Raw genomic sequence first — 21623 nt, 5'->3', positions numbered from 1 at the left:
CGTGCCGCGGAATTAAGAATGGAGTGGGAGGGGCGAGCGATTAGCTGATTTGGACAAGAGCTCTTTCCTCGTGCGTGAGGCCGTAGAGGTCGTAGGTGAGTTCATTGATCTGTAAATCGAGACCAGCGGCTTTTGTCTCGTAGTAGCTGCGGTCGTTCTCATTGGCCGCGGTCGTGAGTTGCTGCTGGGTGGCGAGCATTGCTTCGACGAGTTGAACCATTCGAGCGTGTTGCTTTTTGTCATCGGGTTTCTTGAGATTGAGGGCACGGATCGGAAGTTGAAGTAAATAGGTTCCTTTGATTTTAGGAAATGTGCGCCGACGATCATTGAACTTGTCGATCCAAATCGATCGTATAAGTCTTGAGTTGAGTTGCCCGAGAACGTAGAGCGGAGAGTAACCGAGGCCCTGCGAGTCCGCATCACGGAGAGCGCTGCACTCACCACCACCCCGCAGGAAGCGCGCGAATGGATCCTCCAGCAAGCCCCGCAGGATGCCAGCCTCCTCACGGGCACCATGCTCGCGCAGATGGTGGAGTGGCACGACTTCGCCGGGATGTCTCGCTTCGCCTTGCAATACGGCGAGGAAAGCGGGTCGGATGAAGTGCTCGCCGCCTTTCTGAAGAGCGCACCCGCCAGCTCCCGCGAAGAGGTCCTCAAGCTGGCCGAGAAAATCGAAGATCCAGGGGTGCGTGGAGAAGTCACGGCACGATTCGCCAGGTGATCTAACAGAATGGTCGTGGTGGAGCGATAGGTGCGAGGAGGCTTTCCGGAGTGAGAACTCCGCCTGAATCCGGGCTCGCGCTCTCCGCTGGGGGAGGGATAGACTCCATGATTCCAATGCGAATGAGATCGATGACCCTGGCGGCGTGGACGATCGCGCTTTGTCCGCTGCTCCTTGCCGGGCCTGAGGCAAGCACTGTGGTCGAGGAGTCCGGGTCGCCGGCGGTGGATGCGCTGGTCCTCGGCCTGGTGTCGAAGCGGCCCGCGCCGATCCCGACGGGAGGTCGGGATCCGCTATCATCGTTCCTTGGCGGAGCGGAGTGGCTCAATCGCTCCGGGCGTTGTGCGACGGATGAAGTCGAGGCCGCGTTCCAAAAGCTGAAGGAGATTTCTCCGAAGGAGTATCCTCATCTGCTGAAGCACCGCTACGACGACCGATACAGCTACAGCGAGATCGGCCCGCATGGCTCGCCGACCCGCAGCGGCTGGACGAATTGCGACGTCGGCGATGCGGTTTATGAGATTCTCTGCAATGAGATGAGCTGGGTCGGCGGCTACAAGCTGCGGGAGGCTCCGGGCGGAACGGATGCGCTCCCGCCTCATTTCTCGGACTACATCGAGGAGCACGGCGGCGAGGCGAAATGGGTGGAGTCGGTGTCGTCGCTATCGCGGGCGGAGATCGATCGCCGGTTCCTCGACTGGTGCATCGCGAAGGAGGAGAAGGTTGGATTCAAGGATGCCGCGCAGCGGGCGGAGATCCTGGAACCCTATGAAAAGAGGAAGGGAAGTGTCGGGCCCCCTGTGCCTGCGGAAGGCGAGAAGCCAGCTAGATGAGCTGGCGTCTCGATCCTGCAATGAAAGTGTGTGAATGCTTATGAAAATCCATGTCGCCATCATCCTTGTAAGCGTGGGCTTGTGGGTTGGGCCTGCTTTTGGCTCGGCACCCATCTTGAAAAGACCCGTTGAAGTCACTTTGAAGTATGACGAGGGTTTCACCGTGAAGCTGTCCCACGACGAGAAAGGGCTCACCGAAGTGAGTCTGACATGGGACGGTAAAACGCTGAAGGTGCCCCATGACCAATTTGCCGAGGTCTGGAATCCGGAGTTGGGAAGTATTCAATTCTACGAGACCGCCGACGACGACGGCAAGAAGCTGGCCGTAGTTTCGTTCCAGTATGGCCACCGGCCCTACGAGTGGGGAAATGATTGGAGCAAGGTGAGTTTCCACTTCATCGAGGGTAGGTATTCCTCGAGGGAGCTCAGTATTCCGGCGGGCAAGGACCGGCGAACGCTCGTCCGGTAGCGCTTGCCACACGGGTCGGTCACGGGGAACTCGGCCTCGCGGTGACGGGGAAATGTTGCTTCTCTGGTCTGAAATCCCGGACGGCAGGCACGGCACTTGCCTTTCGCAGCGGGACGACTTCGCCGTTCCGGCGGGGTGCGGACGTCATGGGCAGAAGGGAACCGCCAGGCCAATGCGGACCGTCCCCAGCCGGAACGGCGCAGCCTTTCCGCTACATCCGAGGCGAGCCATCGCGGCTTACTGGGAGCGCGGGATTCATTTTGCCTGGATAGTCCGGCGAACCTACCGTCCCTCCTTCGTCACCTCCTTCGCCAAGGCTACGGAGGGCAGGCCAGGCGGAATAAATTCCGCGTTCCCAGTGCATGATGGACCCGCAACGTTCCAAGGAACCAAAGGCATCCGCTTCTCTAACAGATCCGCGCCACCCTCTCTTCCAATCTTCAATATTCAATCCCCAATACTCAATCCTCCGTGACGGCGCGGATCTCGTCGATCGACTGGTCGGCGAAGAAGGTCACGGTGATGGTGCGGCGGTCCTGGGATAGCTCGACGCGATCGGAGGGTGGCAGCGGTTGGCGTTCCAGGCCGCGGAGCTCGGTGTCCTGCGCATTCAGCTTTGGAAGGGGAGTCTTGGTGAGGAAGGAATCCGTGCGGTTGAGCTTGCGGCTGGCGGTGATGATGGCGAGCACGGGCCGGTCGAAGGTGACGGAGCCGTGGAAGCGCTTCGTGCCGGCGGCCTTGAGCTGGCCCACGGGATTGTAGCGGAGCAGGTAGCTGCGGACCCGCGTGCCCTCGATCGGCGTGAGTTCTTCGCGCGCGATGAGGTTCGGCCCCTCGTAGGTGCCGGGCGAGATGATGTCGGCGCGGATCGGTGCGGCGGGCTTGAAGTCACGGCGCTCGGGGATGACCAGGATCTGTGCGTCATTCTCCAGTGCCGCGAGCGACTCCGGGGTGCCGGGCGGGGCGGGGACGACCTCGCCGCGCGTCGAGCGAATGCCGGATGCCACCGGCCACGTGCGGTGGTAGGCCGAGGGCTCGAAGGCGACATCGCTGAGCCGCGTGCCACGCCTTGCCCGCAGCGCCGCGCCGCGCTCGATGAGTCGCGTTTCGTTGTCCTTCTTCACCTCCACCTTCCCATCCAGCACCATGAAGTCTGCGCTGCCATCTGCCGCGGCGGACACGCCGAAGGAGGTGCCCAGATCCTTGAGCGTGGCCGAGGCCGTGACCACGCGGAAGCCGTGTGCGGTCTCCGGGCACCAGGCATTCAGCCGGCCGCGGTCGAGCACCACCTCATTCGCCGAGCGGATCGTGAGCGTGGCCGGTGCCTCGATCGCGACCACCGCGCCATTCGTGAATTCCATCCGCGTGATGCCCGTGGAGAAGACCAGCTTTTCCCCCGTGCGCACCGGGCGGGATGGCTCATCGCCATCGAAGCTCGTTGCCACCACCGCGCCCTGCGGCTGGAGGTAATACACCAGGCCGCCGGCCAGCGCGACAACCGCCGCGGCAGCGAGGCCGATGCGCCGCCAACGCTCGAGGCGAATCGTTTTCCGCACGCGATCTGGGAAAGCATCTTCCGCCTCATCGGCCACCGTGCCCAGATGCGGGAGCACACTGCGAAGGAATGTCTCGTCGCTTCGCTCCGGCCGCAGCCGGGCCAGCGCGCCGGACACGAGCAACTGCGAACGCAGCGCCGCGACCGCCGCCGGATCCGAATCTAACAACTCCGCGAGACGATCGCGCTCGACCTCCGCCAGCGTGCCGTCCAAGTACTGCGCGCACAGTAGATCGAAGTCGGTGCTGCCGGGGTCGTTGGCTTGGTCGTTATCGTTGCCGGCTTGCGTGGAGTTCATGGGAGGGCAGGTCAGGCGTTGATTTGTTTTGCGACGAGGCAATCGGCCAGCGCCTTGCGGGCGTGGAAGAGGAGCTTGCGGACCGAGGCGGGATTCATGGAAAGCTCGTCGCCGATGTCGCTGGAATTCCGGTCATCGTAGTAGCGGGCATGGATCACCTTGCGGACATTGTCCGGGAGGCCGGCCAGGCACGCGCGCAACGCCTCGTGGCGGATTTCGGCATCCTGCAGCACGCCGGGGGCCGGGGCGGTGGGCTCGGCGGCGAGCAGCAGGCCGGTGATCTTTTCATCCAGCAGGCGCTGGCGGCGGCCGGTCTTGGTCAGCTCATTCATCACCAGATTCCGCGCGATCGTGCGGAACCAGCCCGGCGCATTGTCGGGGTGATCCAGCTCCTCCCACTTCCGGTGGGCGATGACGAAGGTCTCCTGCGCCAGATCGTCCACCCATCCCTCATTCACGCCGAGCGAGCGGATGAAATAGCGCAGGCCGGAGTGGTGGGCGCGCACCGCGGCGTCGATCTGCTGGTCTTTTTCCCGGCGGGTCATGGTGGGAGGTCGGAGGTCGGAGGTCGGAGGTCGGAGGTCGGAGGTCGGAGGGCGGAGGGCGGAGGGCGGAGGGCGGAGGGCGGAGGGCGGAGGGCGGAGGGCGGATGAGATCGCGATTCCGGAGCGTAAGCGAAAACGAAGGTGGTCGAGAGAATCTACCCTGCGGAAAGGATTTCGCGAGCGGCGCGGGTGTTCCCGGGAGGGCGCGGATTTTCTGGGGGAATCGGAGGTCAGGAGAAGAGGTTGAACCGCCAAGACGCCAAGGTCGCCAAGAGGAATCGTGGATAGCGGGTGGAGGATCAAACGTCGCGGGCCGCCGGATGAAGCCGCAGGCCCTTGGACTGCTGCGGTTGTCCGCAGCTTTCGAGTGCAGGGGACGGCGGCTCGTTCTCGGCCGGCGGCAGCGATCCGGGAAGCCCGGTTCAGTCCCACCTGAGAGGCCATCTCCACCCTGCACTCAAAAGCTGCGAAAAGATCGCAGCAGTCCGAGGGCGGCTGCGCCGCGGTCATGCGGCCGACCGTTGTGGAGGAAGGATACCATTCACCCCGCTCACTGCGGTGGCAGCGGCGGCGGCATTGCGCCCGCAGGCTTCGGCACCGGCGCCTCCGCATAGACCTTCTCCCGCATCTGCTTGAAGACCTCACTGCAGACGAATTGCGCCGAGATGAAAAGCTTCATGTCCTCTCCCTCCAGCCGATCGTTGGCAGTATTGAGCGGGAAGATGGCGATGTCCATGTTCGCGATTTCCCTGAGGCTGAGGCCGAGATTCTCGTCACGGGTCCACACTCCGGAGAAGGTCTCGCGGATGCACTCGCCGTAGTAGCAGGCGATCTGGATCCGCAGCATTTTCTTCAGGTCCTCCATCCCTTCCTGCGGGAGGTGGCTCATGCCCTTGCCGAAGAGATGCTCCAGGATCTTGTCCAGGTGGAGGAGTGAGAGCATCGTGTACTCCAGCTCCGCGCCCGTCTTGTCCTTGATGAGCTGCAGGAGGCGTTCGCTGTGCTTGCGGATCGGATCTTGGTTTTCGTTTTCGGCGTCGTTCATGGATCTCGCAAGATTAAGCACGTTTTCCATCGCTGGAATCAACCGCGGAGTCGCAGAGGTCACAGAGGAATGCGGAGGTCGGGAATGGGGAGAGGTGTTGAACCGCCACCACGCCAAGGTCGCCAAGGGGAATGGTGGATGGTGGATGGTGGATGGTGGATGGTGGATCCAAACCTCGCGGCTCCGCTGGATGAAGCCGCAGGCCCTTGGACTGCTGCGGTTGTCCGCAGCTTTCGAGTGCAGGGGACGGCTGGCTGATCACTTGGAATGGAGCGATCCTGTCGGCTGCCTTCATTCCGCCGGAACCCGATACGCGATCCGTCTGCGCCTTCCCAACGACTGGCGACCAGCCTCGTCTTGAAGTGCAATGCGAGCTTTCGGGATCGCTTCCACGCGGAAGGTCTGCCGGCTCTACCCTTCACTCAAAAGCTGCGGATGACCGCAGCAGTCCGAGGGCGTCTGCGCCGCGGTCGTGGGGCCGGCCGTTGTGGATGAAAGAAGTCACTCAGTTGGTTCAAAGCTCGCCGAAGGAAAGCCCCGCTTCACTCCGCCGCCTTCTTCCCGCCCTCCGCCGGGGTTTCCACCTCGGGCTTGATGAAGGGCGGTGGTGCGACCGGTTCCGCGGCTTTCGGCTTCGCGTCCGTCGCCGTGTCCTTGAAGGTCACGGTGGTGGTGGCCTTCGTCGCTTTTGTTAGATCCAGCACGGTGCGCGTCACGCGATCCTGCCCCTCCGCTGCCGTGTCGTCATGGACCAGCGTATAGACGCCCGGCTTCACATTCGGGATCACGTAGCGGATCGTGTAAGACCAGCTCACGCCCTCGACCGGTCCGGTGGTGTCGTAGCGCTCCTTCGGGCTGATGATGATCGCGGCCTTGTGGAGGGCGAGCGAGCCCGCCACTCCGCGGGCGCCGGAATTCATCGCGATATTCCCGAGCGTCAGGAAGAGCTGCCCCTTGCCATCGTAGACATAGCTCACGGTGATATCGGGCTTCTCCGGCGGCGCTTTCTCCGTGCTGACGATGACGCCGATGTCGCGCTCGAGCGAGTGACCGGGCAGGCAGAAGGCGAGGGTGGCGAGGAACAGCAGAGTTTTCATGTTCGGGTAGCCAAGCGTATAGCCGAGGCCGGGGCGCGATGGAAGCTCGGGTTCTGGCGGGCCCTATCTCCCGTTGGAAGTTTGCGAGGAAGGGAGCTCTTGATCCCAAACCACCGTCAACTCCGGGCGCGAGACGGGGAGCGCTGCGGCCTCCCTCGCTCGCTCGCGAAATTCTGCCTCAAGCTGCTCATCGATCCGGTTCCGCGACTGCCAGAAGCCTTCGAAGTCACCGGAGAATGCGAGCAGCGCGATCTCCATTTCTTCGCGTTCGCGGGTGTCCAGTCCGGAGGACTCCAGCACCTTCATGGCCTCGGTGACTCCCTCACACGCAGCGGCCTTCAGCGGCGTGGTCAGACGTGGATCCAGCGCCGGGCCTTCCTCTCGGCTCGTCTCCGCGATCGCCCGTGCCGCGACACAGAGCATGGTAACGGCGGCCGGGAGGCTGCAACCCGACGAGAGCCGGATCAGATGCGGAGCCGCGGCGAAACTCGAATCATAAACATCGCCCCCGCAAATGCACTCCAGCAGATCCTCATAGAGCTCTTCGAGCATCGGGATCTTCCCGGCGTAGCAGCCTTCCAGGATGTCCGCGAACTCGCGCCCGGTGATGCAGTGGCAGCGGAGTTCGCTCCAGAGGGGATCGTCGAGGGGAATCATGGTGTCGCTCCCGGAGAAGTCCGGTTGATCACTTCGCCTTCGGAGGGCTCGTGGCTTTCTCTGCGTCCTTCGCGAGCTGACGCTTGATCCCGGCCTCGATTTCCGCGGCGCGCTTGTCAGCTTGGCCGAGCTTGCCGCCCAGGATCTGCTTGAGCTGCGCGAGGTTCTTGGCCGCTTGTTCGTTGCCTGCCTTGGCAGTCAGGGAAATCCAGCCGTAGGCCTCGACGTAGTCCACCCCCACACCCTCACCCTGCGCGAAGAGCAGGCCGTATTCATTCATCGCCGTGAGGTCGCCGCGCTCTGCCGCGAACTTGTAATAGGCGGCGGCCTTGGCCGGATCCTTCTCGACGCCATCGCCCTTCCGATAGATCTGGCCGAGGTTGAAGGCGGACTGCAGGTCGCCCTGCTTGCCGGCCGCCGCGTAGTAGGAGATCGCCTTTGTGATGTCCTTCTTCACGCCGTCTCCCTTCTGATACATCAGGCCGAGATTTGCCTGCGATGCCCGATAGCCCTTCGCGGCGGCGGCTTCGAAAAGCGCCACGGCACGGACCAGGTCCTTCTCCACGCCATGGCCCTGGTAGTAGAGCGAGGCGAGCAAATGCATCCCCATTGGGTCCTTGGCATCCGCGGCTGCGGTGAACTCCTTGCGGGCCGTGTCGTAGTCGCCCTTGTTGTAGGCGCTGATTCCTTCTTCCAGACCGGCACGGGCATTCATCGTGAGAGCGGCGAGTATTGGCAGTAGCAGGTGTTTCATTTTTTCCGTGGAGGAGACAGTGGATGGCATGTCATGAGGGCCGCCCCGCTCATGATGTCTGATGAATCGTGGCCGATGCCCCGTGCCGCGTCAATTCGGCGTGAAGCCGCTCCAGCCGTCGCAGGCTCCCGGGCGGCTTCCTGAGCAAGACCGATCAGGCGGAATAAATTCCGCGTTACCAGTGTGCCACAACGCTCCGATGGCGGGCGAAATCCCGTGGCATTCAGGCCCGCATCATTTTCACGATGGGATCCCGCCTCACAGCGTGATCTGCGCCCCGAGCTCCACCACGCGGCCGGGTGGCAGGCGGAAGTATGCGGTGGCGGGCGAGGCATTCCGGGCCATCGCCGCGAAGATCGCGAGACGTAGCCGCTCCAGCGCGCCGGCCTTGCTTCCCACGCCATAGGTCTCCCGGCCGAGCACGTAGGTCGCCTTGCCCGGGTGGAACTTGACCTCTTCCGGCAGGCCCGCCTTCAAGGCCTCCGGCACATCCGGCGTGTCCGCGAAGCCGAAGCTGAGGTCCACGCGATGGACGCCCTCGCCGAGGTCGCTGTGCTCGATCGCTTCGCCCGGGATGGCGTGCGGTTGGTCCAGCGTCGCCACGTGCAGCAGCACCACCCGCTCGTGCAGCACTTGGTTGTGCTTGAGGTTGTGGAGCAGGGCGGTGGGCACCGTATTGCCGCGGCCGCTCATGTACACCGCGGTGCCGGAGACGCGGTGGATGTGGCCCCGCTTCAGCTCAGTCACCAGTCCATCGATCGGCAGCGCCTCCTTCGAGAGGCGCTTGTAGAGCCGCTCGCGACCCCAGATCCACGTCAGCATCAGCGAGAAGATCGCGCCGCCCACCACCAGTGGCAGCCAGCCGCCCTCGATGATCTTGTGCGTATTCGCCGCGAGGAAGGCACCGTCGACTGCGAGAAACACCACGGTCAGCGCCGCCGCTTTCGCCTTGCTCCACTGCCACGCCGAGGTCGCCGCGGAGTAGAAGAGCATCGAGGTGATCGTCATCGTCAGCGCGATCGCGATGCCATAGGCCGCCTCCAGCGCGGAGGAGGTCTTGAATGCCAGGACTAACACAATGCAAGCCACCGCCAGCAGGTGATTGACGGACGGCACATAGATCTGCCCGGCGGAGTGCTCGGAGGTGTAGTGGATCTTCACCCGCGGCAGCACGCCGAGCTGCACCGCTTGACCTGTTAGAGAATACGCGCCGGAGATCAGCGCCTGGCTCGCGATGACCGCCGCGCAGGTCGCGAGGATGGTCAGCGGGAAGCGCAGGGCCTCCGGTGCCAGCAGGAAGAACGGCGCGCGGATCGCCGAGGGATCCTCGATCAGTAGCGCCGCCTGGCCGAGGTAGTTCAGCGCGAGCCCGGGGAATACCACCGTGAACCACGCCATGCGGATCGGCTTCACACCGAAGTGCCCGAGGTCCGCATACAGCGCCTCGCCACCCGTCACCGCGAGGAAGACGGAGGCCAGCAGCGGGAAGGCATGGTGCCACTCGTGGATCATGAACATCAGGCCCGAGTGCGGACTCATCGCCATCAGCACCTCGGGGCTCTTGATCAGCTGCGCGATGCCCAATGCGCCGAGCGTGCCGAACCACACCGTCACCACGGGGCCGAAGATCACGCCCACCTTGCCCGTGCCATGACGCTGGATCGAAAACAAGGCGACCAGGATGCCCACGCAGATCGGCAGGATCCACTTTTCCACCACCGGCGCGCTGACGGAGAGGCCCTCCACCGCACTGAGCACGGAGATCGCCGGCGTCAGCATGCCGTCCGCATAGATGAGTGCCGCACCCGCCAGGCCTAACAGCAGCACCGCCTTCGGGTCCTTTCCTCCAGCGCGGCGCACGCACGAGCGGACCAGCGCGGAGAGTGCCAGGATCCCGCCCTCGCCCTTGTTATCGAGTCGCAGGATGATGAAGAGGTATTTGAGCGATACCACCAGGATGAGCGACCACACGATCAGCGAGGCCGCGCCGATGAGATTCTCCGGATGGATCGGCGCGCCGTGGCTCCCGGAGAAGCACGCGCGGAAGGCATACAGCGGGCTGGTGCCGATGTCGCCGAAGACAATGCCAAGCGCTGCCAGCGTCGCCGCGGCGAGGGCAGGTTGGCGGTGGGAGTGACCGTCAGTAGTAGGAGTCATGGTCGGGAGATCAAAGTGGTCCGCACTCTCCGGGTGCGGCGGAGGCAGTTCTTGAGGTCGTGGGAGATTCTTCGCTTCGTAGCTGAGTGGCTGCGCCATTCCGGCTGGGCGGGGCCACAAGTCGAGTCGCCACTTGGATTCACGATGCGGTCCGCCCCCCGCCGGAACGACGAAGTCGATTCGCTACGAAAAGGTGGTCCGCACTCTCCGAGTGCGGCCGAAGCAGTTCTCAAAGCCGTTGGAGATCCTCCACCCGATGCAGCCATTCGCACACGACGTGGGGGGATCACTTTGCTAGCTGAAGCCGGTGTCATCGTGAGGCAATCGTTTCTAGCAGGACCGCACACGCCGTGCATGTGTGCCCCGGCGTATTACCGCGCATTGGCATTCGCATCCAGCGCTACATTCAAGCGCGCCACATTCACGCGGCTGCCGCCGACTGTCCGCGAGGGATGCAGCTCGGATACCTCGTCAATCAGCCGGGCCAGCTTCTCGCGCTCCACTTCCTCCAGCTTCCGCTCGCGGATTACCCGGTCGATCTGGGCGGCCGCCTTGTCCGGGGCGATCCAGCGGATCCCTTGCTCATCGGGCTGCGCATCGGCCTCCGCATGGAAATACCCGGGGCCGGATTGCTTGTCCTCCAGCTCGATCATCGCCACCCGCTTTTCATCGGGGATCGGCGCTTCCTCCTCGCGTCCGGTGAACCACCAGACGGCGGCGCTGCCCGCGACCACAAGCCCGGCGAGGAAGAAAAGCAGACGTTTCACGCAGGGGCATCGTCCCATGGCGGCCGGAGGGGGGAAGTCAAAGTCGCGGCCGGGGGCGTAAAAAAAGTATCAAAATGGAGGGTGGCGGGCCCTTGGATCCCTGTCCGCCCGATGACCGCGGCGCAGCCGCCCTTGGACTGCTGCGATTTTTTCGCAGCTTTCGAGTGTAGGGTGAGGCAGGCCTTCTCTAGCAGAGTGAAGCGGCCCTCTGGGATCGCTTCATCCCACCATGGCAGACCGCCTCACCGTCCATTCAAGAGCTGCGAAGAATCGCAGCAGTCCGAGGGCCTTCGGCTTTCATCGCGCGGGGCCACCGGGTGACTTCATCCTCTTCATGCCGCGGCGGAAGATGAATATCCTCTCAGCCCACCTGCCCTCTCCTCCAAAAGATCCATCTTGTTCTCTTTCCCTGAGAAACTCAACTTCACACAGTACCCATGGAACTGTCCGGCAAGAACGCAAGCCTCACGTCTCATCACCGCCGGTGGATCGCATTCATCGGCACCATCGCGGTGGCCGTCCTCGCCTACCTCATCAGCGAGTCACTGCGCGACTGGGACTTCTACTATCGCCTCACCTTGGCCGCCTCTGGCAGTGAAGCATCTCTCGATCTCAGGGGCGAGCGAAGTCCATGGCTCACCCGCGTCATCCTCTCGCATGAATGGGCTCTCTATCTGCCTGCCCTGATCTTGGCTGTCGCCCTGATTGCCGTTCCGCGAAAGACCGCTTCTTTCGCCGCGGAGCTATCCGGTGCGGCGGCGCTGGTCACCCTTACCCTCGGCTATCTCGCCGCCTACTTACCGGTCGCCAAGCCCGACTGGTGGTGGACTGGCCGGCCCGAGGAATTGATTGGTGTGGCCGAGCGCCAGGCATCCTTCTATCAGGCTGCAGCCGAGGCCCGGAAGGAGGATCGCAAAAAGGACGCGCCGCGGGAGGAGTGAGCTTCGCCGCGTCTCTTGCTCTTGGGACGCTCAGCTAGCAGAAAAGGCGCTCCGCACCTCTAACATCGACGCCAAGGAAAGGCCCCCGTGCAAACCCCGCCACCATTTCTGAATCTTCTCGTCATCCGCTCAGCCGATCTTGATCGCGCGGAACGCTTCTATCGGGTGCTCGGTCTGCATTTCGAGCGCCACCGCCATGGCACCGGTCCGGAGCACCTCGCTGCCGAACCCTGCGAAGGAGGCGCCGTCTTCGAAATCTATCCCGCCAATGCCAAGGCCGGCTCCACTACGAGCGTCCGCATCGGTTTCAGCGTGGACGCGGTCGATGCCTGCCTCGATCCGCTCGTGGAAGCCGGCGGCACCATTATCCAGCCGCCCGCCGACAGCGAATGGGGCCGCCGTGCTGTCGTTGCGGATCCTGACGGTCATCGCGTGGAACTCGTCTGCCGACCGCCTTCCGCACCGCAATGAAGCCACTCATTCGCCTCTGGACCATGGTGGGAGCCGGGCTCATCGTCCCGCGCCCGACCGGGATCGTTTACACGAATCAGACCGATGGTACCGGCTGTGATCATCCGGAGCTGGAAGGGGCATTCGTCCCCATCTCGAATGACTACGATCACCCGTCCTACGAGGACTCGTTGGAATGCGCGCTCTGCAGGATCTTCCCCGAAGGCTGGGGATCACCGTCGGCTGACACCTGCGATGCCGTGGATCGCCTGCTTTCAGGATATCGCGCGACCACTGGAATCCGCGTCGATCGATCGCGAATGGAGGATTCACGGGAAGCCTGGCTCTGGGTCACCATCACCGAACACCCCGACCACGATTTTCTTGGCTTCGGTGAATGCTCCGCAGTGCTGACCTGGCCAAACTCCGATTGATGGCGCACCATCCCATGGACTGCACGGACATCCAGAAGCAGCAGATCGAGGTGCTGTTAGGCTACGTGTTCCATGAGCTCCAGTTGCGATGCTCGCAGCGCAATCTCAAGGCCATCGCCGCGCTCGCGTACGCTTGCCACAATCTGCCCTCGGCCTACCGGAATCCGCACTTCGATCTCGACTACTTCCGCCAATGGTTCGGCCGGTTCCATGACGATCATGGGTTCATGTATGACTACCTCTCGATGCTCGACGCCATTCGGGATGGGGCCGCCATCACCGGTGAACTGGCGATTGGGAAGTGGGGGGAAGGTCTGGACGCCTGGCCGATTCCCGAACCTCCGGCGCTCACGGAATGATTCGCCCCTGGAGGTCCGGAAGGGGACAACGAAACGAGCGAAACGGACGAAATTTGGATGGAACCTTGGCTGGGTTTTGTCGGGGCGGGCTCAAGGGCACGGGTTCAGGTCTGTTATTTTCCGCTGGATTTCACCGCGGAGACGCAGAGGTCGCAGAGGAACACAGAGATCATCCTGGGACGAAGGCATCTCGGGATCCTTTGGCGAATTGCAGGTTTGTCTTTCCACTCTGCGATCCTTTGCGGCCTCCGCGTCTCCGCGGTTAACTCATCATATCCAGGGAATTCTGGCCGGAGCTGTGAGGTGGGGCTCGATTCCCTGCCATTCAGGGCGGGCTCTCAAGCAATCGCCGCAGATCTGGAATTCGGTGCTTTCGCTTTTCGTCGATTTCGCCGATTTCGTTGTCGATCCCGTCTGGCCTATAAGAGTCTCATCCCGGAACTCACGACTGCCATGAAAGCCGACGACGCGATGCATCGAGTGCCTCTACCGATCGACCTTCATGTTCTGTATCTGGGAGTCATCATTTCCCTGCTACTGGTCGGTCTCGTGTCCGTGGTCACATTCGCGCCGGGACAGTCGTTGTTCGGTCCCATCTTGTTTGCGATGCTCCCTCACTTCATCGTGCTGGAGCCGATGGTTGTGACAAAGGCGCTTGATTTGAAGAGGCGTGCCAGCGGGGCGGCCCGCTATTTCATCGTGAACAACATCCTGGTGCTGTTGTTCGCCTCCACCTGCGGGTTGCTGGTCTTCGCGATGCTCTCTCCCGTATCGAAGCGCGAACGGAGATTGCCGGCCATCACCTATCCGCCCGTCGCGGTCGAAGAGAACTCCGTCGTCGCTTTCTTGAATCGCATCGTGATTCCGAAGGTGGAGATTTCAGACGCGGAGGTGGAAGAGGCGTTCGATTTCGCGAGGAGTCTTGCCAGTAAACACGATCCGGATCAGCTCGGGGGAGTTTCCATGATCATCGGCTCGTCTCGTCACGCGGGCGAGGAGGACGACGCCGCGGTCCCGGATGCCGAAGCAGGCGAACGCAAGATCAACTACACGGCGGAGAACATCCGCTACCTCGACCTCTTGGCCGAGATCGCGCGTCAGGGAAGGATGGACGCTTATCTGACCTCCGTCGCGATCATCGTGATCCCTGAAGGCCAGCAGCCGTTTCCGAATGCCAAGGCGGCGGAGGGCGAGATCTGGAAGACGCTTCGCAGCACCCCGGCAGCTCCTCGCAAACCGGTCTCGCCCGCCGATGGCGAGAGACCGGCGAGGTGAGTGAGGCCGCGTTTCCGCGCCATCGAATCCCGGAAGGGATTTCAGCAGGCCCGGAACCGCCCCGCGTTCCGGGATTCGACCGATGCCATAATGAGCCGCGATGAATGGCGCGTAGTTCAGGCACCTCTCGATCGGTCATCCGGTCGCTGCCGGGGTTCTTTTTGGGACTAAGCAGGATGGATGGGATGGATAGGATTCTTGAGGTCTTCAGTTCCAGCTTCTCCGGCATTTTGAATCCCCATCCATCCTATCCATCCCGGTCCAGATTCTTCGACCGCGAAGACTCAACGAAAACAGGGATGTCACGGTCAATACCGACGACTCATTACCTCCCACCCGAAGCCTCTCCAGGCCTCCCGTCACTTCCCCATCGACCGGGCATGGTGCCCGATTCGAAACCCGGTCTTCCATTGGCAGCCGAAATCGGGTCTAACATGACTCCGCAGGATGATCGGCCCCATCGAGATCAGCTACGTCTTCAGCATCTTCCACGATGGCTGCATCTCCAGCGCGTCGATGTTTGGCGGTGCCGGCCAGATGGTCGTGCAGATCCCGTATCTCGCCGAACTCGCCACGCCGGGCGGGCATTCCTTCACGATTCGTTTCGAGGATCTCCGGCGCATTGCGTTCGTCCCATGGCAGGATGAAGGCCAGCCGGCGATCCGGCCGATCACCGGAATCGCGGACATCGTGGCGCTGGAGCTCGGCATCTTGAGCGCAGAGGCGGAGGGCGAGGTGGTCAAAATCGCCTGCACCCATGATCGCCCGGGTGCCGGATATAGCGGTGGCACTCTGGAGATCGTGGCGAGCGCTTGCCGTGTCCATGATGACTCGGGCCGCGAGTGGACTTTGCCGGAGCTTGGGGAACTGGCGAGTGGCTACTGGGCCAAAATGGGTGCGGGCATCGAGGATGAAACGCCGGAGTTGTTAGCAGCACCAGCACCAGCACCAGCACCAGAGCCAGAGCCAGAGCCAGAGCCAGAGCCAGAGCCAGAGCCAGAGCCAGAGCCAGAGCCAACACGGCAGGCAGAGCCAACACGGCAGGCAGAGCCAACACGGCAGGCAGAGCCAACTCCAGATCTCCACGCGGCACTTGCCGAGACCCCGCCGGATCCGCTCCCACTTTCGAGCGCACCCGTGGATGCTCCGGAGTCTTCGCCGGATGCATCTCCCGCCGAGACCGAAGCGGATGAGGATCCCATCACCTGGTCAGACTTCTTCCGCAGCCGGCTATGGCTGCTATTCATCGGCATGGGCATTGGCTTTGCCGCCTTTGGCGCGGCGACGGCGGTCGCGACTATCGGCTACATGATGAGCCAGAATCCGGAGTCCGGGAAATTCGAGTTCATTCCTACCGCGTACGCTCCGTGGATACTTGTCGGAGGCGTCCTGATGACGATCCACTCCGTGGCCATCTTGTGGTCCTTCTGGATCGCGCTGGCGAGATTCGCGGCGGGGCGGGACGAGCGGCCGGCGATGATCCTCGGTGCCTACCTGCTGCTGCCGGTCTTCTTTCCCCTGGCCGCGATTTATGCGAGCTATACCATCCGGAAGCTGAGCGCCACCCGCAAGGTCCGCAAGAAGGTCCGCCGGTCGTGGAAGGAATAGCCCCCGGGCGGATTCCTTGCTTCCGTTTTGGGGCGGCCAGCCGCAAGGGTTGGCAGGGATAGGACTCCATCCATGAAGATGATCTTCAAAAGCCACCAGAGCGAGAAGGTGGGTCTCTACCAATCCATCCTGGAAAGCGCGGGGATCCCCACGACCGTCCGGAATGAGTTCGTCAATGCCGCCTCGGGCACCTGGCTCGCGGACCCCGACACTCCCGAGCTCTGGACTTTGAATGACGAGGACTACGAGCGAGCCTTGGCAGAACTCAGAGTCCACGAACATCCCTGAATTTATCCCCGGCAAACCACACCATCTGCCACAATGAAACCTCTCCTCATCGGCGGCTCGATCACCCTGGCATTCGCGGCCATGGCCTGCAAGCGCGCGTCTAACAGCGCGGCATCCTCCGCCACCACCTCCAGTCCTCCCTCGAGCGAGGCACCTGTCGCGAGCCCGGCCGCCGACCAAGCGAAAGCCGAGGCGGAGGCGGAGGCCAAGGCCGCCGAGGTGGCCGACGCCAAGCGCGAGCGGTTCCGCCAATCGATGGAGTCCGGCTACGCTTCTTTCAGGAAGAAGGACATCGCGGGGACCTTCGCGACGCTGGAGGGAGTGCCGGATGAATTCAAATCCGAGCCCGAATTCATCAATCTCCGCGGCGCCTGCCATGTGGAGAACAGGGACTTTGCGAAGGCGTTGAATGATTTCTCCGAGGCATCACGGAAGAGCCCGGAGGATGCCTCGGTTCGTTTCAACCTTGCCGAGGTCTACTTCGTCACCCGTCGGTGGGATGAAGCGATCGAAGGATTCCAGCAGGCGAAACAGCGGGCGGGTGCGGACTCGGACGCGGCCCTCCGCGCGCTGATCGATTTCAAGCTGATGCTGTGCGAGGCAGGGAAGGGTGACGCCGAGGCCTTCGATCGCCTGGCAGCCGCGAACGTCGCTGCAGGGGACAGCCTGCTCGCCGCCTACACCCGGGCCGCCATGGGCTTCCATAGCGGCGATGAGAATGGAGCACGCGACATCCTGGCCGACGCTGCGGAGAAGTTTCCCCAATCCTCGGAGCGTGCCCCGTGGCACGATACCATGATCGAGTTCGGGTATCTCCCGCGTCCGTAATCTTCCAAGGCGTCCATTCGTGCTCTCCGCGTTCCTTTGCGACCTCTGCGTCCCTGCGGTAGTCTTCCCACGAGTGAAGCTTCTCATGTAGGCGCGCTGGTGATAGCGCGGAGCGGTCCTTGAAAGCGGATGCCTCCCGTGCTTCCGCGTTGTTACCAACGCGCCTACCTTGGGAGGAGGAAGCGCGTTCCACTCGCCATCGCCAATCCTTCCCATCCGCATCTCCGCGACCCTCTCTGCCAGGACTGCCTCACGTCTCAGTCGTCGGAGCAGACTCATTAATTCAGGCCGAACGGCCACTCGCCAATCATCTCCGCATTGACGCGGACTCCCGTGGTGCTAGTCCATGCGAGTGCAGCGGATCGTCTCACTGGTCGTGGTTTTCGCCTTGGGTTGCCTGATGGGATTGGTGCTCGGCTACCGGATGGGTGAGCGTGACAGCTCCGCCAGGCCGGCCAAGCCCGTGGTGACGGTCGCGGATCCCGCTGAGGTGAGCCAGGCCGCAGTGCGGGAGGAAGCATGGCGAATGAGAGAGGCCGAAGACAAGAAGGCGTCGGACCGGATGAAGAAGCTCGCAGGGACCTGGATCTCGGCGGATGGCGAGAAGAAAGCCACGGTGGAATGGAACGTCTTGAAATTCGGACAGACGCCCGATTGGCCTGATCTCGAAGGTCGGAGCTTTCTGCTAGGCGCCGACCACCTCTTGTTTCTCACCGAGTCGGGCCGCTATATGGTAAGCGTGTCCGATGCAGAGCCCGATGCCATGGTCTTCATGAAGCGGGATCTGAAGACCGAGAGCCTGTCTCGCCTCACCCTCTATCGCGAGGGCAGTCCCCGTGCATCATCCCGACCGCCCTTGCCGGATACACCACCGCCTCCCTCCATCCAAGCGCTGCTCGACCTTATTCCCGACTTGATCGAACACGAATCGGTGGATGGGGTGAACCGGAGAATGGCACCCGTCTGGGGCGGGACCATGGACATGATCCATGGCTTCGGGACGATGGGAGAGTTCGACGCCGAATTCGATCTGGGCGTTGATGGCCAGTGGCTCCTCCAGAGGAAGGACAAAGGGGGAGGAAAACTCCTGCGCTTCCGTCTCGTCCGCTGCTGGGTGAAGGACCGGCGCGAGTATGGCCCGGATGTGGAGCGCGTGATTTACCCCTACTACGAATTCGGCAAGATCATCACCGGCCCGATGAAGTCGCACACGGCCGGTGAAGAGCAGGGAACGGAAGCTCTGGAGAAATGACATGAAGAAGCGCACCGCCATCATTCTCTCCGGCGCTGTGCTCGTCAGCATCGCCGCCTACGTTGCGTGGTGCTTCCGGCCGTTCTACCTGCCGCCGCCTCTGGAGATTGATGCCTCCGTGTCGCCGGGAGGAAGGAAGGCGGTGGAAGATTGGAGATGGTCGGGAAGCTATGTCCGGCCGCTTGAGTTCGGGTGGACCACCGCATGGCGGAATCTCTGCCATCCATGGGATTGCAGGATGGGTGACCTGGTGCGGGTGGAGGAGCAGCCGGACTCCGGGCTCTGGGCCACGAGCATCGGTCAGTTCTGGGGCTTCTCGAAGATCGGTGGAGAGTGGGATGCTTCGACCGCTATGGATCACGGGACCGACTTCTTCTTCTCGCCGGTCCATGGGAGAGTTCAACGGCAAGGAGAGATCGCCTCGCGGATCGATGCAATGGGAGCGAACGGCGCTACCATCGAGATATTGTCCTTGGGGCGTCTGACGCATCTCGGCTCATTGGTGCATCGAGCGGGGGAGGCTCCCGATTCCCAGCCGTATTTTCCAAGCATCTTCTACCACTATGAGGTTTTCGGTAGGGCCACGGTCGTGGAGGCTCGCGAGCGACAGCATTTGTTGGATTGTCTCGCCCGCTCGATCCGCGAAGCCGACATCGATAGAGAGCCGCCGGGTTGGGGCATCAGCCCCCGGCACGGGATCACTATCAGCATCGGAGAATCGCGTGCGGATTACTTGATGAACTTTGACGAAGGAGACGGCTATGCCTTCGGTCCGGGTATCGATGGCATCATGGGATTCACCCGAACCACCTCTCCCACAAGAACCAGCCGCAGCGAGGACCTCGCGTTCTTCAGGATCAGCCCCCACTACGGCAAGGTCTTCGATGCCTTCTTGGAAAGGAACGGAATCGAGCAGGAGGAGCAGCCGGCAACCAAGTAACCCTTTCACTCCGCCCGATGATAGCCGGACGCTCTCGGACTGCTGCGGTCATCCGCAGCTTTCGAATGCAGGGGGCGGCGTGCTTCTCCCGAGCGTCGCAGCGATCCTTGAAGCCCGGTTCGTCCCGATGAGCGAGCGGTCTACTCCCTTCACTCTAGAGCTGCGGATGACCGCAGCAGTCCGAGGGCGGCTGCGCCGCGGTCATTCGGCGGGCTATCCCTTGTCCACTCATTCCACATTACCCGGCGCGCCATGAATCTTCTTTGTGTCCCTCTGCGGCCTTGGCGTCTCTGCGGTGCATTCACCAAGCATGCCGGCATGAATGTATGCGTTCACACCACTCCTCGAGCTGGGTTCCGAAATGCTTTATGAATGCATCTCGAAAAATTCCCCGTTGACTCCCGATCGGAGATATGACATTCCTTTTCTCGTTCCGATGAACCTTCGACATTCCATCACTCCGCTTCGAGAGCGACCGCGACATCAGCGGTGAGGCCTTTTATTGGTCTCGTGGTGTAATGGTAGCAAGGGCGGCTTTGACCCGCCAGGATCCCGTTCAAACCGGGGCGAGACTGCCATCGGCCCATCCTCCGCTGATCCCGACCCCGCTTCAGATCGCGTGGTGCAAAGGTAAGCATGGTGGGCTTTCACCCCGCAGATGCCGGGTTCAAGTCCCGCCGCGATCGCCAGGCCTCGACTGCATTCTGTTTATCTTATCGATCTTCATCGGTCGGTGTCGGCGTGCTCATATGTATGATATTCGTTCACGAATGTAATATCAGACATCTCCGATCTGCGATCTCCGTTTTGCAAATCTTCAATCTCCACTCTCCAATCTCCAAAATACCGGGCGTGATCTAACGGCAAGATCCCTGAATGTGAATCAGGTAATGCGGGTTCGACTCCCGTCGCTCCGGACCACTCCTTTTCTCTCTCATCGCCGCGCTGGTGTAGTGGATAGCGCGCCGTCGTACGAAGGCGGAAGCCGAGGTTCGATTCCTCGTCGCGGCACTTCATTCTCATTTTTCGTTCTCTATTCGGGTGTTGATGTAACCTGGTAGCATGCGTGATTTGGATTCACGTCGTCGGGGTTCAAATCCCCGGCACCCGACCAGTTCGTGGTCCGCGCTCTCCGTTTCTGCGCCGCGAGAATCCCATGGCAAGCCGGTGCCGGGTCGAGTATGCTAGCGCCCATGAAGCTCGAAGAGATTTTCCGCGAGGCCGAGAAGCTGCCGCAGGGAGACCGCGCCAAGTTGGCCGCGACGTTGCTTCAGACCTTGCCGGTGACCTTGGCCGATGAGGACGACGGCATCGCCGAAGCGCGCCGCCGTTCGCGAGAGCTCGACGAACAACCCGAGCTGGGATGTTCGTGGGAAGACGTGAAGAAATCGTTGGGACGTTAGACCGTCGTGTGGTTCATCCTCCACCCGCGGATTCAGCGCGACCTGCGAGCGGCCCTTTCCTATTACGAGGAGGAAGGAGGGCCGGGACTTGCGGACCGGTTTTTCGATGAGGCGGAGGCAGTCGTCGATGCGTTGAAACGCAATCCGCAAGGCTTTCACTTCATCGCGGAGGGATTGCGCCGGGCATCGTTCCAGAGCTTTCCCTACCACTTCGTCTATGAGGAAGACCCGATAAGGGTGCGCGTGCTGGTGCTCCGGCACGACAAACGTCATCCGGCCTACGGGCTGCGACGGCGCTAGGCGGGTGGGTCCAGCTCCCGGAGCACCGCGGAGTGGACGGATGACCTCGACCCTGAAACCATTGCGCTCATGGATTCGCATCCAAACCAGCTTCCCGGCTTCGTCTTCCGCGAGCCGGATGACAAGGGCGACGTGAAGATGCTGGCGGATATCCGCGGCCACGGCTGGCATGTCGTTGGCGTGCCAGATGACGATGAGGGGCCGGGCTTCGCCTACACCGTCGGGATGTTTGTCCGCACGCTGCAGCCGGAGATCCTCATGATGGGCGTGCCAGTGGAGCCGGCGCACCGCATCCTGAATGCGATCGGCGAGTATCTCATGGAAGGCGACATCATCGTCCCGGAGCAGCGCTACCCGGATTTCGTCGATGGCCGGGAGGTGATCTTCCGCCTCATCCACCCGACGCAGTATCGGGAGTATCTGGGCTGCGCGAATTGGTTCTACCGGCATCTGGGCCGGCCGTTTCCGGCGTTCCAATGCTTCTGGCCGGATGCGCAGGGACGCTTTCCTCATGAGGCGGAGTTTGACCCTCGGTTCGCCGGGAGACAGATCGACCTGTCGTTGCCGCTGTCATGAGACGCGCGTCGTCTTGTCGGCGGGCCGGATTCCGTGATAGTCCTCAATTCGATCCCTTCATCCCGCGTTTC

At 62.3% G+C, this 21623-nt stretch carries 25 protein-coding genes and 4 tRNA genes; 20 read left to right on the top strand and 9 right to left on the bottom strand.

Translation table 11 applies throughout. The features are described from left to right. Positions 1 to 40: 40 nt before the first annotated feature. Positions 41 to 220, bottom strand: a complete 180-nt coding sequence (locus OKA05_RS27195) for a hypothetical protein (RefSeq protein ID WP_264490373.1) — start codon at positions 218 to 220, stop codon at positions 41 to 43. A 150-nt stretch (positions 221 to 370) separates the two neighbouring features. Here OKA05_RS27195 and OKA05_RS27190 point away from each other — a divergent pair, with 150 nt between their 5' ends. From OKA05_RS27190 to OKA05_RS27180, 3 genes are all read left to right on the top strand, one after another. Continuing rightward, on the top strand, positions 371 to 721 hold the full coding sequence (locus OKA05_RS27190; protein WP_264490372.1) for a hypothetical protein: 351 nt from the start codon (positions 371 to 373) through the stop codon (positions 719 to 721). A gap of 122 nt (positions 722 to 843) precedes the next feature. Further along, the gene (locus OKA05_RS27185; protein WP_264490371.1) at positions 844 to 1554 is read left to right on the top strand and encodes a hypothetical protein; all 711 of its coding nucleotides are present in this window, start codon (positions 844 to 846) and stop codon (positions 1552 to 1554) included. Between the two features lie 115 nt (positions 1555 to 1669). Next, entirely contained in the window at positions 1670 to 2023 is a 354-nt protein-coding gene (locus tag OKA05_RS27180; protein ID WP_264490370.1) for a hypothetical protein, read from the top strand. Positions 2024 to 2484: 461 nt separating this feature from the next. Here the strand turns inward: OKA05_RS27180 and OKA05_RS27175 are convergent, their stop codons facing one another. The 8 genes from OKA05_RS27175 to OKA05_RS27140 form a co-directional block, all read right to left on the bottom strand. Further along, the gene (locus OKA05_RS27175; protein ID WP_264490369.1) at positions 2485 to 3876 is read right to left on the bottom strand and encodes a FecR domain-containing protein; all 1392 of its coding nucleotides are present in this window, start codon (positions 3874 to 3876) and stop codon (positions 2485 to 2487) included. 11 nt (positions 3877 to 3887) lie between these two features. Continuing rightward, complete coding sequence (locus OKA05_RS27170) at positions 3888 to 4421, bottom strand: RNA polymerase sigma factor (protein WP_264490368.1); 534 nt, start codon at positions 4419 to 4421, stop codon at positions 3888 to 3890. 550 nt (positions 4422 to 4971) lie between these two features. Then, complete coding sequence (locus OKA05_RS27165; protein WP_264490367.1) at positions 4972 to 5466, bottom strand: hypothetical protein; 495 nt, start codon at positions 5464 to 5466, stop codon at positions 4972 to 4974. A gap of 542 nt (positions 5467 to 6008) precedes the next feature. Beyond that, positions 6009 to 6563, bottom strand: a complete 555-nt coding sequence (locus tag OKA05_RS27160; RefSeq protein ID WP_264490366.1) for a hypothetical protein — start codon at positions 6561 to 6563, stop codon at positions 6009 to 6011. A gap of 63 nt (positions 6564 to 6626) precedes the next feature. Further along, positions 6627 to 7220 carry a hypothetical protein gene (locus OKA05_RS27155; protein WP_264490365.1) on the bottom strand — a complete coding sequence of 198 codons (594 nt, stop codon included), beginning with the start codon at positions 7218 to 7220 and terminating at the stop codon, positions 6627 to 6629. Positions 7221 to 7248: 28 nt separating this feature from the next. Further along, complete coding sequence (locus OKA05_RS27150) at positions 7249 to 7974, bottom strand: tetratricopeptide repeat protein (protein WP_264490364.1); 726 nt, start codon at positions 7972 to 7974, stop codon at positions 7249 to 7251. Between the two features lie 258 nt (positions 7975 to 8232). Then, on the bottom strand, positions 8233 to 10131 hold the full coding sequence (locus tag OKA05_RS27145; RefSeq protein ID WP_264490363.1) for a potassium transporter Kup: 1899 nt from the start codon (positions 10129 to 10131) through the stop codon (positions 8233 to 8235). A gap of 371 nt (positions 10132 to 10502) precedes the next feature. Continuing rightward, positions 10503 to 10898 (bottom strand): potassium-transporting ATPase subunit C, encoded by a 396-nt coding sequence (locus OKA05_RS27140; RefSeq protein WP_264490362.1) that lies wholly within the window; start codon positions 10896 to 10898, stop codon positions 10503 to 10505. A 437-nt stretch (positions 10899 to 11335) separates the two neighbouring features. On the opposite strand from OKA05_RS27140, the gene OKA05_RS27135 reads away from it, so the two are divergent. From OKA05_RS27135 to OKA05_RS27055, 17 genes are all read left to right on the top strand, one after another. Continuing rightward, positions 11336 to 11839 carry a hypothetical protein gene (locus tag OKA05_RS27135; protein WP_264490361.1) on the top strand — a complete coding sequence of 168 codons (504 nt, stop codon included), beginning with the start codon at positions 11336 to 11338 and terminating at the stop codon, positions 11837 to 11839. Between the two features lie 87 nt (positions 11840 to 11926). Beyond that, complete coding sequence (locus tag OKA05_RS27130; RefSeq protein ID WP_264490360.1) at positions 11927 to 12310, top strand: VOC family protein; 384 nt, start codon at positions 11927 to 11929, stop codon at positions 12308 to 12310. Beyond that, positions 12307 to 12723, top strand: a complete 417-nt coding sequence (locus OKA05_RS27125; RefSeq protein WP_264490359.1) for a DUF6210 family protein — start codon at positions 12307 to 12309, stop codon at positions 12721 to 12723. The genes OKA05_RS27130 and OKA05_RS27125 overlap by 4 nt, the downstream gene beginning before the upstream one ends. A gap of 14 nt (positions 12724 to 12737) precedes the next feature. Then, positions 12738 to 13082 carry a hypothetical protein gene (locus OKA05_RS27120; protein WP_264490358.1) on the top strand — a complete coding sequence of 115 codons (345 nt, stop codon included), beginning with the start codon at positions 12738 to 12740 and terminating at the stop codon, positions 13080 to 13082. 453 nt (positions 13083 to 13535) lie between these two features. Then, positions 13536 to 14357, top strand: a complete 822-nt coding sequence (locus tag OKA05_RS27115; RefSeq protein WP_264490357.1) for a hypothetical protein — start codon at positions 13536 to 13538, stop codon at positions 14355 to 14357. Positions 14358 to 14804: 447 nt separating this feature from the next. Beyond that, positions 14805 to 15965, top strand: coding sequence for an SPOR domain-containing protein (locus OKA05_RS27110; protein ID WP_264490356.1), 1161 nt, complete (start codon positions 14805 to 14807; stop codon positions 15963 to 15965). Between the two features lie 72 nt (positions 15966 to 16037). Further along, positions 16038 to 16253, top strand: coding sequence for a putative signal transducing protein (locus tag OKA05_RS27105; RefSeq protein WP_264490355.1), 216 nt, complete (start codon positions 16038 to 16040; stop codon positions 16251 to 16253). A gap of 33 nt (positions 16254 to 16286) precedes the next feature. Further along, positions 16287 to 17081, top strand: coding sequence for a tetratricopeptide repeat protein (locus tag OKA05_RS27100; RefSeq protein ID WP_264490354.1), 795 nt, complete (start codon positions 16287 to 16289; stop codon positions 17079 to 17081). A gap of 352 nt (positions 17082 to 17433) precedes the next feature. Beyond that, positions 17434 to 18333 carry a hypothetical protein gene (locus tag OKA05_RS27095; RefSeq protein ID WP_264490353.1) on the top strand — a complete coding sequence of 300 codons (900 nt, stop codon included), beginning with the start codon at positions 17434 to 17436 and terminating at the stop codon, positions 18331 to 18333. Between the two features lies 1 nt (position 18334). After that, positions 18335 to 19273 carry a hypothetical protein gene (locus OKA05_RS27090; RefSeq protein ID WP_264490352.1) on the top strand — a complete coding sequence of 313 codons (939 nt, stop codon included), beginning with the start codon at positions 18335 to 18337 and terminating at the stop codon, positions 19271 to 19273. A 613-nt stretch (positions 19274 to 19886) separates the two neighbouring features. Then, positions 19887 to 19962, top strand: a tRNA-Glu gene (locus OKA05_RS27085). A gap of 157 nt (positions 19963 to 20119) precedes the next feature. Next, a tRNA-His gene (locus tag OKA05_RS27080) sits at positions 20120 to 20194 on the top strand. 18 nt (positions 20195 to 20212) lie between these two features. Further along, positions 20213 to 20284 (top strand) — tRNA-Arg (locus tag OKA05_RS27075). Positions 20285 to 20311: 27 nt separating this feature from the next. Then, positions 20312 to 20387 (top strand) — tRNA-Pro (locus OKA05_RS27070). A 79-nt stretch (positions 20388 to 20466) separates the two neighbouring features. After that, complete coding sequence (locus tag OKA05_RS27065; protein WP_264490351.1) at positions 20467 to 20676, top strand: hypothetical protein; 210 nt, start codon at positions 20467 to 20469, stop codon at positions 20674 to 20676. 6 nt (positions 20677 to 20682) lie between these two features. Continuing rightward, positions 20683 to 20976, top strand: a complete 294-nt coding sequence (locus OKA05_RS27060; protein WP_264490350.1) for a type II toxin-antitoxin system RelE/ParE family toxin — start codon at positions 20683 to 20685, stop codon at positions 20974 to 20976. 69 nt (positions 20977 to 21045) lie between these two features. Further along, positions 21046 to 21552 carry a DUF4262 domain-containing protein gene (locus OKA05_RS27055; protein ID WP_264490349.1) on the top strand — a complete coding sequence of 169 codons (507 nt, stop codon included), beginning with the start codon at positions 21046 to 21048 and terminating at the stop codon, positions 21550 to 21552. The last annotated feature ends 71 nt before the right edge of the window (positions 21553 to 21623 follow it).

It is taken from the genome of Luteolibacter arcticus (assembly GCF_025950235.1).
In the GTDB taxonomy this organism is placed as follows: Bacteria; Verrucomicrobiota; Verrucomicrobiia; order Verrucomicrobiales; family Akkermansiaceae; genus Haloferula; species Haloferula arctica.
Note: the sequence above shows the minus strand (reverse complement) of the source record. Positions and strands in the feature narration are given on the sequence as shown.